We start from the raw sequence: 15,874 nt of genomic DNA on the forward strand, positions 1-15,874 counted from the left end.
GGGCCATGAGTTCGCTCGATCTTTCCCCCGGCGCCGAAAGCGGCGACGGCAAGCCCAAGATCCGGCGCCTGAACAAGCTGCCGGTCTTTCTCTTCATCGGCCTGGTCGTGCTTTTCTTCGGCGTCATCATTTGGGGACTGTCGATCCGGGGCCTCAACCGGAGCGGGGGCGCGATCGATACCTCGACCGGCGCACCGGCAACCGACTTCGCCGACCAGCTCAAGCGCGGTGTTTCGGATGGCGTGATCGAGGAGCCGCGCCCCGCGCAGGAGATACAGGTGGTGCAGCCGGTCGAACAGGCGGAAGACGAGCCGCAATCCACCAATCCTTTCCAGCGCCAACCGGTGATCCAGCAACAGCACCAGCCGCGACCGGTCGAAAGCGAGGTCGACTGGCGCGAGCGGCTGCAAAGGGAACAGGACGAGCAGATGTTTCGCTTGCTGCATCAGCAGCGTATGGCCCGGCTCCAGGCCGACGATGCCGCCTATGACAGCCCGATCGCGGTCAATATCGGCAACGTTGGACAGGCGGCACAAGCGGGAACCCCACAGGCGACAACGGGGCAGGGGGCGCCTAGCCAACAGGCCGGCATGGCCGATTTGTATGCGGCCGCGCTGCGCGCCGGCGGCGCCGGGCAACAGGCCGATCCGAACAACCAGGCCGGAAAGACAGGCTTCTTCGATCAGAACATTGCCGATCTCGGTTATCTGCCGAACCGCGTCGTTCCGCAGCAGTCGCCCTTTGAGCTCAAACGCGGCTCGGTAATCCCGGCGACGCTCGTGACCGGCATCAACTCCGACCTTCCCGGCCGCATCACCGCCCAGGTTAGCCAGAATGTCTATGACAGTGCGACCGGTCATCGGCTGTTGGTGCCGCAAGGGGCCAAGCTCTTCGGCCGATACGATTCCAATGTCTCGTTCGGGCAAAGCCGGGTGTTGGTGATCTGGACCGATCTCATTTTCCCGAATGGATCGACACTGCAGATCGGCGGCATGGCCGGCGTCGACGCGCAAGGCTATGGCGGTTTCCGCGATCAGGTCGATAATAAGTACCTGCAGACCTTCGGCTCGGCGATCCTCATCGCCCTGATCGGAACCGGCATCGACATGGCTGTGCCGGAAAGCTCGACGCTTGCAACGCAGGACACCGCCTCGGACGCCGCGCGGCGCAACTTCGCGGAAAGTTTCGGCCGAGTAGCGGACCAAACCATCTCCCGCAATCTCAATGTCCAGCCGACCCTCACGATCCGTCCGGGCTACGGGTTCAATATCATTGTGGAGCAGGACATCATATTCCCGGGAGCCTATCACTGATGGCTAGGCTGTATTCGCTCGTCCGTAATGCCGCCGCAGCCATTGTGGTAGGCGTGCTTTTGACCGGTTGCCTCGTGCCGGAAACCATCGACGCCAGCATTGTGCTCGAGGGGTACCTATATGACATGCGTGTCGAAACCCGCCTCGCCGACCCTCGTGCCGTTAAGGCGGTTGCCGACGGCCGCGTGTTCACCGAGCAGGAGGAGGATCGGATGCGGGCGGAAGAGCGCAAGACCGCTCGAATGCCCGGCTTTGAGCGCTTCGCCTATGCCGGGGAAGGGCGCTTCGATCTCGTCGTCAATCTCACCGGCGAACTGGACGCAAACGGGGCCGCAATCGGCGTGCCGAACACACGGGCGAAGTCGCAAGCCGACAATTTCTTGATCATTCGACGCATCGACGACGGAACCATTGAAGTCAGTACCCCGGAGGTCCCGGACCGCGCCCGCGCCGAGCTCGATCAGATCGCCATTGTGCCCAACGGAACGTTGACTGTGACCGTGTCCGGCACGGTCATTGAGACCAACGCCGACGAAACGCCCGGGCTCTTCGGTGGAGCGTATCGCTGGAACATCTCGTCTTGGGATGACCGCGTGTTTCTCAAGGTCGACCCGGCTGTTGACTGACCCGGGAGGGAAGTCCTTGCAACATTTCGACGCTCTAACACCCATGGAGAGCGTGCTTGGGGTCGCGAAGGCGGGCGGCTACCGTGCCCGGTTCAAGTTTCTGCGCGCCGCCATCGCGAGCGAATATTTCAACGACGCGAGCGCATGGCTTGATGACCCAGCGTGCCGCGAAGGAGGATGAATGCCCCGCTACTATTTCCACATCTTTAGCGATGACGTGGAATGTCCCGACCGAAAAGGTGAGCCCCACGATGACGACGCTCAAGCGATCGCCATGGCACGCAGGATCGTGTCAGAGATCGCCGAAGAACCGGAGCATCGCGAGATCGAGGTAAAAGTGGTTGGCCGAAAGGGACGGGCGGTCGCAACGGTCGACATAAACGGCCTAAAATAGCGACGCTGCAAGTCGTCAAAGGGCGTTTTAGGCGTCGACCTATGAACCTTTCGCCGCTCGTTCTGGTCATAATCTCGACGTCCACCGCGATTGCTTCGGCGAATGACCGTTGCTGACTTAGGTTCTCCGTCGCCGCCTGGAATTGCCTTCGTCGTCGCGGCGGACGCTCCGCGAGTGATGCGACGATAGCAATATCTGCTCACACCTCCCTCCAAAAACACGCGAGTAGGCGGCATCCTATTTCACCGGACGGTTGACTCCGAATGCAGCTCTCTATATATATCTCACGCGACCAACGTGAGGAACGTGATGCTATGAAGATCTACCTGCTGGCGATTGGTGGCAGCGACGTCCTCGCCGGGGCGCTGAACGGCAGGTCGGCTCTGAACGCGCTTCTGAGCATGACGGCCACCGAGCCAGCAAACCCGGAGCCGGTCTTTCTCGATTTCACCGGCATCGAGGTCGCGACCGCTAGCTTTCTGCGCGAGAGCATTCTTGCCTTCCGCGATATTGTCAGGGGGCGACGCTCGAAATTCTATCCGGTGGTCGCCAATGCCAATGATGCAGTGCGTGAAGAGCTGCTGGAGTTGCTGATGCCCCGCGGAGATGTATTGATGTTGTGCGCGCTGGATGAGGCGGACGCAGTAACGATGGCCGCCCCGCTCGGTGAACTTGATCCGAAGCAAAGGCTCACTTTCGACCTTGTTCACGAGCACGGCGAGACTGACGCCGGCGCATTGATGCGCGAGTACGGCAAGAGCGAGGGGGTAAAACACACGACGGCTTGGAATAACCGGCTGGCTTCCCTCGCATCTCTTGGCCTCGTCATCGAAACGAGCCAGGGCCGCGCCAAGCGCTATCGGCCGCTGTTTGAAGGAGTGTAAGGACCATGGGGGCTGAATTCATCGAAAAGGCGGCGCCGAGCTTCAAGAAGGCGTGGGACCGCGCACGGGTAAAGCTCGCGACGGCCGACCTGTTCACACGCGTTCCCGATTGCGCCGCAAGGACGGCGGAAGCCGACATCATCGGCAACGCCAGGCTCAGCACTGGGGATCAGCTTACCGTCGAAAACAAGAACGGGACGCTGATCGCCCGGCGAGGCATGAGCGATGTCGCCCGCTTCACCAATCCCGCGCCCGAACTCGTGCTTGCCGTGGCCGCCTCCTGCGGCATCGCCAAGGGCACGGTGCAGGATGTTCATCCCATCGCAGGCGTGGCGGAGATCTCACTATGCTGACCCGTCCCGATCCCACTAAAGTCAAGCCGCAGGCGCCCCACCATGGGCGCAATCCGCGCCGCGAGCGCCGCCTCTGGCATGATCCCGAAGTGGCGAGCGCAGCGCTCGGCTGCGCCACCTGCCCGGAGAAGGAGATTTGCGGCGGGCTGCGGCTGAACACGCCCTTCATGGACTGCCTGCAGTTCTGCTGCGGCAATTCGGAAGGTTGCGACCGCGTCTGCCGCAACCATCCTGACTTCGCCGATCGCTACCGCGAAATCGGCGGCTTCAACCTCCATAGCGTGCCGCGCGCCCCTTTGCTCAATGCGGTTGGTCTGCCCCGCCTTGTCCCTGTCATCTATCACCCCACCGCGCGCAGCATGCCGGCCACTGCCGCGACCGTAGCGCTGCCGCTTTACCGTATGTTCGACCGGCGTACGGGCCTACCGCGCTTTGTGAGCCGCGTCGCGCTCGGCGAGGCCTTCGGCATTGGCCATCAGGCGTCGGTGATGCTGACCGGCACTGACATCGACCGCCCGCTCGAGCGCTGGTGGGGGCTCGGTGAAGCCGGCCGCCGCCCGATTATCCGGGCCCTCGCCGCCGCCGGCGTCGGCATGGTGACGACGCCGAACTACAGCCTGTTCATCGACCGGCCGCGGTGGGACGATTTGCACGCGATGAAGCGAATCGCGATCGTCCATGAAGAGTTCTTGCGCGAGGGCCTGCCGGCCGCGCTCCATGTCAACGGGCGCACTGAAGCCGACTTTGCCCACTGGATCGCCTTCCTCGCCGCCCGGCCGGAGATCACACATATCGCCTATGAGTTCACGACGGGCACCGGGTGGTCCGGGCGGCGCGAGCAGCACTCGGCCTGGCTGGCAGGATTGGCCCAAGCCGTCGGCCGCCCGCTGCACATCATCGTACGCGGCGGCACCGACGTCCTGCCGGTGATTGCCCGTGCATTTTCGGGGATCACCGTTCTCGACACGTCGGTGTTCATGAAGACGATGATGCGGCAGCAGGCCTATCCCAAGGGCAACGCGGCCCTTGGCTGGCGAGGCGCGCCGACGGCACCGGGGGCCCATGTCGACCATCTGCTTGAAGCGAACTGGCAGGCGACCGACGCGTGGTTTGGCGATCTGATCGCCTCGTCACGTTCGGTAGAATCGGCGCCGATGGCCGGATGACGGAAACCGGGCCCGCGATATTGGATTTCAGGATGCTCGATGGGCTGGCCTTCGCGGCCGCGCGGGGCCGCTTGAACGAGGCCGCCATTCCCGCGCTCACGGCGTCCGAGATCGGCCCGCTCTTCGAACTCTCCAATCTTGCCGCTGGCGGCTTACTTCCGGCACCGCACGATGCCCTCTGGCTGACCACAAACCTTCTTGGTCCGATGCTGGACGCCATCAGGCGCGGCGCGCGAGAGTGGGTCTGCCCGCAAACGCGGCGCGCGGGCTTCCTAAGCACCGCCACGCCGCACGACATCAACGCCTGGACGACCTTCGGTCTAGCCGCCCAGCAAGCCGCGATAGCGGAAGGATTCCCCAAGGCCATCGCCGCACAGCTCACCGCTGCCCTGGGCGAGCTTCACAGCAACATCTACGAACATGCACAAGAGCCGCAGAGCGGCATCGTCGCGTTCCGCGCCTCAAAGGGAAAGTTTGAGTTCACATCATCCGATCGCGGCATCGGCGTTCTGGAGAGCCTGCGTAGCAACGCCGACTATGCCAGACTCAATGATCACGGCGAAGCGCTGCGCCTGACGCTCACGGATGGCATCTCGCGGTACGAACACCAGCCGGAACGCGGCCACGGCTTCCGACCGCTATTCATCGGCCTTGCCAACCTGAACGGCGCGCTGCGCTTCCGCTCCGGCGACCATGCCCTACTGATCGACGGCAAACAGCCCACGCTGATGACGGCTCGCCCGGCGCAGAAGCCCCAATTGAGAGGATTCTTTGTGTCGGTAAGCTGCGCGGTGAACGGTCGTCCTCGAGACGGCGCCTGATCGTCACCAGGCAATCCGGCTAAACTCCAACTCTCGAGTGTCCATTTCAGTTTCGAGCGATTGTGCCCGCTCTTTCCAGTCCGGTAGCTCGCGCACTTCATAGAGTTTTTTGCCCGTCGGCAAAGCCTCGTTTTCGGCAAGCGCGCCACCGATGGCCTCATGACGCATCCGCTGGCGGCTATCACTCAGTCTTTCGATCCGCATCATTTCCGCCTCCCACAATGCCGTGGGAAATTGCGGTGGATCACCGCGTGAAGACGGATTGGCAAGGCCACCCCCAAGCAATTCGGCAATTGTTTTAGATAGGCTGTTACTTTAGACTGAGGTGATAGGTTCCTATCATGGCGCGGTGAACGGGATGACGGGTCGGATAAAGGCGCGTACTAGCAAGCCCATCGTCAAAGCGAAGCGACAAATGCTGCTTCATCTGGACAGCGACGTGATTAAGGACCTGAAAAAGGCTGCTGTTGATCGCGAATCGACCGCATCGGCGATCGCAAATGAAGCGATCGAAACTTGGCTGAAAAAGAACGAGCTTCGCGGAGGGTGACCGATCGGTCTATGCCGGCGGTCAGATCGGGGTTGGGGTACGCATGACGATTCCAAGTGTATTTGAGCTTTGCAGGCCTCGCGAGGATGTGGAAAAGGGGTCAATTGCTGACAGCGACTACGCCGCTAATCTCGCGAATGTCCTGACCGGTCGCGCCTCGCGCGACTACACCGACGCTCCAACGTTCTTCACGAACACTTATCCCACCGAGGGGCTGAAAGAGCTTCTCGTCAACGTCTGTGGCCGACTGTCTGGCCGCGGTGAAAGCGTGTCAGCTGTTTTCCGCCTCGATACCTCGTTCGGCGGCGGTAAGACGCACGGCCTGATTGCCCTTGTACACGCCGCGGCAGGGATGAAGGGTGTTTCGAATATCGCGGAATTCCTCGATCCAACCCTCGTGCCAACCCAGGCCGTCCGCGTTGCCGCCTTCGATGGCGAGAATGCCGATCCGGCGAACGGTCGGCCGATGGGCGAGGGAATCCGCGCCCACACGCCTTGGGGCGAGATCGCCTACCAGCTGGCTGGGATGGCTGGCTACGAGATCGTGCGCCGATCCGACGAGCAGCGAATTGCTCCGGGTGCCGACACCATAAAGGAATTATTCGGTTCCGATCCGGTGCTCGTCGTTCTCGATGAGCTGGGCGAGTACCTTCGGCGAGTTCAAGGCATGGGTGGGCGCGATCAACTGACCGCCTTCCTCAAGGCGCTGCTGACCGCGATCGAAAGCACCCCGCACGCGGCAATCGTCTATACGCTTGCGGTTCGATCCGACGGCAAGGGCGTGGACGCCTTCGCCGACGAGAACGAATTCCTCGCCAGCGCGATGTCGGAACTCGAAAGCGTCTCCGGTCGGAAGGCGACCAACCTCAATCCGACACGGGATGATGAAACTGCAAAGGTCATCCGACGCCGCCTGTTTGAGTCGATTGACGATTCCCGCGCGACGGACGTGATCAACGGTTATCGCGAACTTTGGACCACCCATCGCGACATTCTATCGGAAGAAGCCAGGCGCTCGACCACCAGCGCAGAATTCGCGCAGACCTATCCCTTTCACCCGGACGTTCTGGATACGCTCACCGGGAAAACGGCCACGCTCGGCGGCTTTCAGCGTGTTCGCGGAATGTTGCGCATTCTGGCAAAGACCGTCGCCACCGTCTGGGCGAGCCGGCCTGCGGATGCGTCCGCGATCCACCTGCATCACATCGATCTGGGATCGGACGTCATTCGCCGGGAATTCACGACGCGCTTGCAGCAAGGCGCCTTCGCGCCGGCGATTCTCAACGACATTGCCGGGCCGCCCGAGAAGCTGGCCTTGGCCCAAGAGCTGGACGCGAACAACTTCAAGGGCCTGCTGCCTTATGGCACCTACGTCGCCCGCACGATCTTCATCCACACCCTGGCGTTCAACAACGATCTGAAAGGCGTTGCAACCGACCACTTGCGTTATTCGATCCTGAGCCCTGCAGCGGACCTTTCTTTCATCGACGATGCCAGGACGAAATTTCGCGCGGAATCGGCTTATCTCGACGATCGGCCGAACGCGCCGCTGCGCTTCAACGCAGAAGCAAACCTTACGCAGGTCATCGGTCGGGAAGAGAAGAACATCGATCCTGGCGAGGCGCGAACCCAGCTTGTGGATAGGGCAAAGGCAATCTTCGGCGGGCAATCTTTCGACCTGGTGCCTTTCCCTGGCGGGCCATGGGATGTCCCGGACGACGTGTCGGACGGGAAGCCGCGGCTTGTTCTGCTTTCTCACGACGCGCTTGAAATCGGCGCCGATCTTCGCGAGATCCCCGAGATTGTCGGCCGCATGTTCGAACGCAAGGGCGCGGACGGCAACGGGCTGCGATCCCTGAGAAATAACCTTGTGTTCGTAGTAGCTGACGAGACCAAGGTGAACGAGATGAAACGCGCGATCGTGCGCCGCCTCGCCCTTCAGGAACTCAAGCGGCCCGAGCGCGTCAAGGAACTTGCCGAGCACCAGCAAGCCAAGGTTTTCGAACTCGAGAAGAAGTCCGAGACGGAGGCAGCTATCGCGATCCAGCAGTGCTATCGCCACATCCTCTACCCGTCGCGCAATGCGCTGAGCGGCGCGGGCTCGGTGCAGCTAGCCCATTCGGTGATCGATATTCAAAACGCCTCCGAGCGCCCCGGGTCGGGCCAGCTTCAGGTCGTTCGGCAGTTGCAAAGTCAGAACAAGGTTCGCGACGCTTCCGACTCGCCCGATTCCCCGTCCTACATCCGCGACCGCACACCCTTGAAGAAAGGGCAGATGACGACGCGCGATCTGCGCGATGAATTTCGCCGCGATCCCTCGCTCTCGATCCTCCTGTCCGATGACGTGTTCCGCAAGGCGATCCGAAAGGGCATCGAGGAAGGCGTCTATGTCTACAAGCGCGGCGATCTCCTCGCCGGCCAAGGCGATCCGATGCCCTCGATCAACATTGATGAAGAAACGACGATCTTCACAATGGACTTCGCCAAGACCAAGGGCGTGTGGCCTCGGCCGGCGCCTGCGTCGGTGGCCCAACCCGCATCCGCTGGAACTGGTGTTTCCATTTCGAGTGAGCCGCTCCCGCCGATCGGCGGAGCACCGGTCGAAGGCTCAGTTCCCGGCATCGTCGAACGACCGCAAGGTGGCGCTGAGGGCGCTGTGGTCGCGAATGCCAAAGTGTTCACCGCCGAGGGCGTTTTGAAGGAATCGCTACGCAAAGTGATCGAACAGGCCAAGACAGCGAAGCTCGAAAAGGTGGATCGCGTGGTGATCCGCCTGTTCGAATATGGCGACGCCTTCAAGCTGATCCCGATCGCGAACACCATCGCCGGAACAAAGCGGTTGGTGAAGCTCACGGGCAGCTTCATCACAACGCAAGACAGCGAAATGCTGTTCGAATTCAACGGCGTGGCGCAAGATGCATCGACGATGAAGGACTATCTCGAACCTCAATTCAGGGCGGCGAAAGAGACCGATCTGCAGACCAGTATTTCGTTTGATTTCGAAGGCGGGCTCGCGCTGGATGGAGATGCCGCGGACAAATTCATCGAAAAGCTAACGCGTTTTGCGAGCGCGGCTGCGTATGTCGAAGCAACGGCGGAGGTGAAGTAAATGAATGTGCCGCGCCGGAAGGACGAATTCATGATGGTCTCGAAGACCCAGCCCGTTTACGAACTGCGCGCCCGTCGCCATGGACCTGGCGATACCGAGGTTGAAGTCTGGCAACTTCCCTCGATCGTGACGCCTCAGATCACCACTCCGATCCGCCTTGCGGGCCTTCGCGGACGGAATCTTGAACTGGCCGAGCACCGAGTTCTCAAGCGCCTGAAGGAAAGCGGCATCCGCCTCGATCTCCTTCCGATCGAGGGCATGGGATCGGCCCTGTCAGAAGAAACCGCGCTGCGCCTGGCGCTTCTGTTCCGCACGCTGGCCCCGATGCGCAATCGCGACAACATGCGCCTCGTCGCCGAAGGCATCGAGGTGATGGGCAAGGAAGAGGCCGGCTATTGGCTCGGCATGTCGGTGCACCGCAAGAACCCGCGCCGCGTGCTAACTGCGCTGCGCATCCTGCTCACAGATCCGGCAAAATGATGGAAGAGAAACCGATGCCGGATGTGCGCCTAATTGAACGATGGTTGCCAATCGCTGAACTTAGCGAGGAGAGCGTTCGCGAGCGTCGCATGGCTACGGCTCTCCCACCAATCAACTTCCTACATGTTTGGTGGGCACGCCGACCGCTGATCGCATCGCGAGCGGCGATACTTGCGTCTTTGCTACCAGAAAGTGCGAGCCACTCGGATTTTCAAGCGGCAATTGGGATTTTGGGTGATCCAGTCAAGACTCGCCGTCGAATCGATCTCGCGAAAAAAACCGGAGAAGACCTCGGCCTTGATCCCTATGGCTACAAGCGCGCATTCACCTACACACCTCCTCTTCACCAACTCAAAAAGCTCGGCTTAGAGACTGGCAAATCCCCCTTGGTGCTCGATCCAACAGCAGGTGGCGGCAGCATCCCTTTCGAAGCAGTCCGCCTAGGTCTTGGTGCGCTCGCCAATGACCTAAATCCAGTTGCAGCGATAATCCTAAAAGCGACAGTCGAGTATCCATCCAAGTTCGGGGCTGTTCTTCCCGATGAATTCAACACTGTGTCTAAAGAACTCGGCAAGAGACTATCCTCCGCATTGAAGGGTGTATATCCGAAAGAGGATGCAGCGCGAGTAGACGGCTACCTATGGACTCGCACAATTTGCTGCCCTTACTGTTCAGGTACAATTCCGCTTTCGCCCAATTGGCGACTTAACGGCGCGGGCCTCGGCATAAGACTGAAGCCCAATGTGGCTAGCGGGCCTGGCGATCCAAATCGATTCTTCTCGTTCGAAATTGTTGAATCTGCGGCTGAGCATTCGGAAGGGACCGTTTCGGACGGTGACGCGACTTGTGCATTCCCCGACTGCGCTCGCGTAATCGATGGGAACGAAGTTAAGCTGCAGGCGCAAGCCGGAGGGATGGGCGAACAGTTATTTGCAGTCGTCTACAAGCGCCCGGTGGAAACGCGCACAAAATCTGGCAAAGTAGGCCGTCAGAAATGGGTGCGCGGCTATCGCGCCCCACGTCCTGGCGACGACAACCTAGCCGAAACCAAGTCTCGGCTTGCTGAGAGGCTGCCAGAATGGGAGGCACTGGATGTCGTACCAAATGAAGAATATCCAGCGAACACAAACGATGACCGACCACGGCAATATGGCATGCCACTTTGGCGTGACATGTTTTCGCCCCGGCAGCTTCTAGTACACGGACTTGCAGCAGAACTTTTTCGCGAGATGGTTGAAGAAGATCGATCAGAGGGCCGTCTATCTGATCTCCGGCGCGCAGCATATGTCTATCTAAGCTTTAGCCTCGACAAATTTCGTGATTACAACTCGCGAATGACACGGTGGCACGCAAACCGAGAAGTAATGGTCAACACGTTTGACAGGCATGATTTTGCTTTCAAATGGTCTTACGCTGAAATGGCCATGGCAATTGAAGGTCTTGGCTATGAGTGGGTGATTGGCCAGACTGCTGAGAGTATCAAAAAGATCTGCAATCTCGTTCATGAAGGACACCATAGCCCGGGTACACTTTTCAGTACCGCCGAAAGTCTCAGGCCCGAGACACCCCTCGTTGTGACGTGCAAGCCCGGGAATGCACTTGACCACATTGCCGACGGCTCAGTCGACGCGGTGGTAGTGGATCCACCCTATGGCGCGAACGTGATGTATGCGGAGCTGTCCGACTTCTTCTATGTCTGGCTAAAGCGCACGGCAGGGCTTGTTGCGCCCGAGCTTTTCACAAGGCGCCTCACGGACAAGCAATCCGAAGCTGTCGCCAACAAAGCTCACTTCAAAGGCCAGAAGGGCGCGGACGCTCTCGCTAACCGCGACTATCGGGAGAAGATGGCCGCGATCTTCGCGGAATGCCGGCGGGTGCTGAAGCCTAACGGCATCATGACTGTGATGTTCACCCACAAAGACACCAGCGCCTGGGATGCCCTGACGAAGGGCTTGATCGAAGCCGGCTTTATCATCACCGCCTCCTGGCCGGTGAACACCGAGGCCGAAGGCTCGCTCCATATCAAGGACAAGGCCGCCGCAAACTCCACAATCTTCCTCGTCTGCCGCCCGCGTCCTGCCGAGCAGGGCGACGAGACGACCTATTGGGAAGATGTCGAGCCGCTGGTGGCCAAAGCCGTCCGAACCCGGGTTGAGGAATTCCAGAAGGCCGGGATTGGCGGCGTCGATCTTTATCTCGCATCCTTCGGCCCCGCGCTGGAAGAGTTCTCGCGCCACTGGCCGTTGAAGCGCGGCACGCCGCGCCCCGAACCGCTGGCAAAGAAGCGCCGCAAGCAGGCCGAACTCTTCGAGGAAGAGTTCGATCCTTATGCTGTGACGCCTGAAGATGCGCTTGATGCCGCGCGTCGCGAAGTGAAGACGTGGCGCTTGAACCAGCTGACCCACACCAAGGGGCGCGGCGATCTCGATGCGACCACGTCGTGGTTTGTGCTAGCCTGGGACGCGTTCAAGGCCCCGGTGTTCAGCTACGATGAAGGCCTGAGGCTCGCCCGTGCGGTGGGCGCCGACCTCGACGGCCAGCTGATCGGCAAGATCTGCGAAAAGAAGGGCTCGGATATCAAGCTCTGGGATAGCGCTATGCGGGCTGCCAAGAATGCTCTCGGCCCCGCCGACGGATCGCGCGCCATGATCGATGCAATCCACCATGCTGCCCATCGTGGCAGGACGCGAACCCTCGAAGCAGCTTTCGATCTTCTCAAGGACGCGGGGATCGACAACGATCCCCAATTTCTGGCCGCGCTCGAAGCCGTGCTGGAAGTTCTGCCGCCCTCGCGTAACTTCGTCGGTTTCGATGTTGCCACCGGCGATGCAAAATCGGCGGCCGATGATTTCGACGCTCTTGAGAAGCTGCGTCGCCTGGCCTTCTCCGACAAGGTGGATGAGCCCCAGCAGCTATCGCTCTTCACAGAGGAGGCTGCTTGACGCTTCTGCGCGACACCGCATGGCGCCTCAAATATACGCCGGACGATGGTGACCTCGTCCGGCTGTTCTATGTGCCTGCGTTGCGCTCGGCGACTCGATACGATCGCCTTACAGGCTATTTCTCGGCACGCGCCTTGGCGCTTGCCGCTCGGGGCGTCGAAGGGCTAATCGTCAACAATGGGCGGATGCGCCTGATCGTCGGCTGCACTCTCGGCGAAGAAGAGGTTGCGGCCATCGAGCGCGGCGAATCCCTTCGCGACGCCGTTGAGCGGACGCTGATCAAGATGCCGATCTTGACGGCTGATCCGCGGACGATCGATGCCCTCGAACTTGTCGCCTGGATGGTGGCTAACAGCTTTCTCGATGTGAAGCTTGCCGTGCCCTGCGACCTCGACCGCCGGCCGATCCGCGACGACAGCATCTTTCACGAAAAGACCGGCATCATCGAGGACAAGACCGGCGATCGGATGGCCTTCAACGGCAGCATCAACGAAACCGAATTCGGTTGGACGAGGAACTGGGAAAGCTTCAACGCCTTCACGTCGTGGAATGACGGCCCGCGCGTTGACGCGGAAGAAGCAAGCTTCGCGAAGCTCTGGGCTGACCGCGCCCGCCGAGCGATCACGCTTGATGTGCCAACGGCGCTGCGCGAGCAACTGCTGACCTTTCTGCCCGACCCCGAAAAGCTGCCTAAGCGCCTCGCTGAACACGACGACCAATCGACGGGACCATCGGCACCCAGACCCACTCAAGGACCGGCCCATGAGGATGAGCCAATCACTGTTAGGCCGGGGCCAAATGTTTCGGTCGATGAAGAACGCCAGGCCGTTTGGGAAAAGATCGCCAACGCTGCCGTTCAAGCCGTCGGCGGTGATCGCGTGGGCGAAGCGACTTCCGCGGTCGTGCCCTGGCCGCATCAAATCCGCGCCTATCATCGCCTTTATGACAACTGGCCGCCGAAGCTTCTGATTGCCGATGAAGTTGGTCTCGGGAAGACGGTTCAGGCCGGGCTGCTGCTTCGCCAAGCTTGGTTGGCGGGCAGGATCAAGCGCGCGCTGGTCCTCGCACCCAAGAACGTCTGCAAGCAATGGCAGATCGAACTACGCGAAAAGTTCAACCTAAATTGGCCGATCTACGATGGCCAGAAATTGACATGGTATCGGTCGCCGGCGCGGGATCATGATTTCGAAAAGCCGGTGTCTCGCGAGGCGTGGCATCGTGAGCCATTCGTGATCATGTCGAGCCATCTTGCGCGGCGCCAGGATCGACAACGCGAAATTCTGGAAGCGGCCGATCCGTGGGATCTCGTTGTCCTCGATGAAGCGCATCACGCCCGAACGAAGGGCGCTGGAACGCCGCAAGCCAAAGGCCCGAACCGGCTTCTCCAATTGATGAGGTCGTTGCGGCGTCGAACGGACGGGCTAATCCTCCTTACCGCGACACCCTTGCAGGTCCACGCCACGGAACTCTGGGATTTGCTCGACCTCCTAGGCCTGCCGCCTGAATGGACACCGGATGCCTTCGTCCGCTTCTTCTCGGAAGTCGCGAAGGAACCTGTAACCAACGAAAGCCTCGATTGGCTCTCGGCGCTCTTCCGGGCGAACGAGGCCCATTTTGGAGAGGTCTCGCGGGCGGATGCGGAACGGCAGACCCGGCTGAGCGGACTGAAGACCCGGAAAGTCCTCCAAGCGCTGCGCGATCCGGTTTCGATACCGCGCCGGCAGCTTTCGCCGGAAGAACGACGCACGGCGATTGCGATCATCAAGCGATCGACACCGGTCCGCGCGCTTGTTTCGCGCCACACACGCGAATTGCTGCGCAAATATTTCAAGGCCGGCAAGATGTCGACTGCCATCGCAACGCGGCAAGTCGAAGACCGCTTCATTCCGCTTTCGGCAGAGGAGGGCGACCTCTACCAGCAGGTCGAAACCTACATTTCCGAGACATACAATGCCGCGGCGCCTGATGCCCGCAACGCCGTGGGATTCGTGATGACGATCTATCGCCGGCGCCTTGCGTCAAGTTTCCATGCCCTTCGGCAAACGATGGAGAAGCGAAAAGGTGGTGTAGGAGGGTTTCTCACCGCAGCCGATGAAGCCAGGATCGATGAGGACGTCGCCGACCAAGTCGAGGCCGGCGAAGAAATAGATATCGAAACTGCGTCAGAGGACGAGCGACGCGCTCTCGCGTTCGAAGAGATCGCGACCATCGAAACTATCGTCGCTGATATCACGCTGCTGCCGACCGACACTAAGGCCATCGAGCTTTCGAAGGTTCTGACCGAACTCAAGGGCAGTGGCTATCCGCAGGTGATGGTGTTCACCCAGTTCACCGACACGATGGATTATCTTCGAAACCTGCTTGTCGGAGCGGGAAACTCGGTGATGTGCTTTTCCGGTCGCGGCGGTGAAGTGCGCAATACCGATGGCACTTGGAGGCTGATCACGCGCGACGATGTCAAACGGCGCTTCAAGGAAGGCCGTTCCGAAGTCCTGGTGTGCACCGACGCAGCTGCCGAAGGTCTGAATTTCCAGTTCTGTGGTGCTTTGGTGAATTACGATATGCCTTGGAATCCGATGCGCGTTGAACAGCGGATCGGGCGCATTGATCGCCTCGGTCAGCGGTTCTCCGATATTCGGATCATCAACCTGCACTACGAAGACACGGTCGAGGCCGACGTCTATCGCGCGCTGCGCAGTCGCATTTCGATCTTCGAAAAGGTGGTAGGCGGGCTTCAACCAATCCTCACGCGCTTGCCACGGCTCATCGAAGAATCGGTCTTGTCCACCTCGATTGACGCCAAGCGCAATGATGCTCTTCAGGCACTCGAAAATGCGATATCCGCGGGGGACGATTCTGCCCTCAACCTCGATGAATTCGCGGATGAAGACCTCGAGGTGCCGGTCCGTCTTGATCCGGCCATAACGCTTTCCGATCTCCGTGCCGTATTGGACAGGCCGATATTGCTGCCGCTCGGGACAGAAGCTGTTCATCTCGACGAAAAGGATTACCGCCTCGTCGATGGATTTTTACCGCATGCAGTGCGTATCACCGTAGACCGCGAATTCTATGAGATGCACGCCGATAGCGTGGAGTTCTGGAGTCCTGGCAGTCCAACATTTCCGGATTTGGATATCTACCGGCGCTGACTCACCTAAATGCGGGCATCTGCGGATGGTCGCACTTGTCCGTCCTCTGTTGGCGGTGCGTGTCCTTCCTCCTCCGAAGCCGGCTCC

14 protein-coding genes are annotated in these 15,874 nt (G+C 60.4%); 13 read left to right on the forward strand and 1 reads right to left on the reverse strand.

What is annotated here, in order from left to right; translation table 11 throughout:
* Positions 1–5 precede the first annotated feature (5 nt).
* From trbI to BLR31_RS17070, 8 genes are all read left to right on the forward strand, one after another.
* Entirely contained in the window at positions 6–1,313 is a 1,308-nt protein-coding gene (gene trbI, locus BLR31_RS17040) for an IncP-type conjugal transfer protein TrbI (RefSeq protein ID WP_090598134.1), read from the forward strand.
* Positions 1,313–1,939 (forward strand): hypothetical protein, encoded by a 627-nt coding sequence (locus tag BLR31_RS17045; RefSeq protein WP_090598137.1) that lies wholly within the window; start codon positions 1,313–1,315, stop codon positions 1,937–1,939. The genes trbI and BLR31_RS17045 overlap by 1 nt, the downstream gene beginning before the upstream one ends.
* 16 nt (positions 1,940–1,955) lie before the next feature.
* A complete protein-coding gene (locus tag BLR31_RS21775) occupies positions 1,956–2,120 on the forward strand; it encodes a hypothetical protein (RefSeq protein WP_176762729.1) in 165 nt (54 codons plus the stop codon).
* Positions 2,121–2,333, forward strand: a complete 213-nt coding sequence (locus tag BLR31_RS17050; protein ID WP_090598139.1) for a DUF6894 family protein — start codon at positions 2,121–2,123, stop codon at positions 2,331–2,333.
* 314 nt (positions 2,334–2,647) lie between these two features.
* Positions 2,648–3,217, forward strand: a complete 570-nt coding sequence (locus BLR31_RS17055) for an STAS-like domain-containing protein (RefSeq protein ID WP_244505112.1) — start codon at positions 2,648–2,650, stop codon at positions 3,215–3,217.
* A gap of 5 nt (positions 3,218–3,222) precedes the next feature.
* Positions 3,223–3,570 carry a hypothetical protein gene (locus tag BLR31_RS17060; RefSeq protein ID WP_090598142.1) on the forward strand — a complete coding sequence of 116 codons (348 nt, stop codon included), beginning with the start codon at positions 3,223–3,225 and terminating at the stop codon, positions 3,568–3,570.
* Entirely contained in the window at positions 3,564–4,736 is a 1,173-nt protein-coding gene (locus BLR31_RS17065; RefSeq protein WP_090598146.1) for a DUF4417 domain-containing protein, read from the forward strand. The genes BLR31_RS17060 and BLR31_RS17065 overlap by 7 nt, the downstream gene beginning before the upstream one ends.
* On the forward strand, positions 4,733–5,557 hold the full coding sequence (locus BLR31_RS17070; RefSeq protein WP_090598149.1) for an ATP-binding protein: 825 nt from the start codon (positions 4,733–4,735) through the stop codon (positions 5,555–5,557). The genes BLR31_RS17065 and BLR31_RS17070 overlap by 4 nt, the downstream gene beginning before the upstream one ends.
* A 3-nt stretch (positions 5,558–5,560) precedes the next feature.
* Here the strand turns inward: BLR31_RS17070 and BLR31_RS17075 are convergent, their stop codons facing one another.
* On the reverse strand, positions 5,561–5,764 hold the full coding sequence (locus BLR31_RS17075) for a hypothetical protein (protein WP_090598152.1): 204 nt from the start codon (positions 5,762–5,764) through the stop codon (positions 5,561–5,563).
* 208 nt (positions 5,765–5,972) lie between these two features.
* Between BLR31_RS17075 and BLR31_RS22205 the strand changes: the two genes are divergently transcribed.
* Genes BLR31_RS22205 through BLR31_RS17095 form a run of 5 tightly spaced genes read left to right on the forward strand, consistent with a single transcriptional unit; the run spans position 5,973 to position 15,787 of the window.
* Positions 5,973–6,107: a hypothetical protein gene (locus tag BLR31_RS22205; RefSeq protein ID WP_256438744.1), complete on the forward strand. Its 135-nt coding sequence runs from the start codon at positions 5,973–5,975 to the stop codon at positions 6,105–6,107.
* Positions 6,108–6,150: 43 nt separating this feature from the next.
* Complete coding sequence (locus BLR31_RS17080) at positions 6,151–9,216, forward strand: ATP-binding protein (RefSeq protein WP_090598154.1); 3,066 nt, start codon at positions 6,151–6,153, stop codon at positions 9,214–9,216.
* Positions 9,217–9,696: a DUF7680 family protein gene (locus BLR31_RS17085; protein ID WP_090598157.1), complete on the forward strand. Its 480-nt coding sequence runs from the start codon at positions 9,217–9,219 to the stop codon at positions 9,694–9,696. It begins immediately after the preceding gene.
* Positions 9,693–12,638 (forward strand): DUF1156 domain-containing protein, encoded by a 2,946-nt coding sequence (locus tag BLR31_RS17090; protein WP_244505113.1) that lies wholly within the window; start codon positions 9,693–9,695, stop codon positions 12,636–12,638. The genes BLR31_RS17085 and BLR31_RS17090 overlap by 4 nt, the downstream gene beginning before the upstream one ends.
* On the forward strand, positions 12,635–15,787 hold the full coding sequence (locus tag BLR31_RS17095) for a helicase-related protein (protein WP_090598159.1): 3,153 nt from the start codon (positions 12,635–12,637) through the stop codon (positions 15,785–15,787). The genes BLR31_RS17090 and BLR31_RS17095 overlap by 4 nt, the downstream gene beginning before the upstream one ends.
* Positions 15,788–15,874 lie beyond the last annotated feature (87 nt).

Origin of the sequence: Pelagibacterium luteolum (genome assembly GCF_900100665.1) — a bacterium.
GTDB lineage: Bacteria > Pseudomonadota > Alphaproteobacteria > Rhizobiales > Devosiaceae > Pelagibacterium > Pelagibacterium luteolum.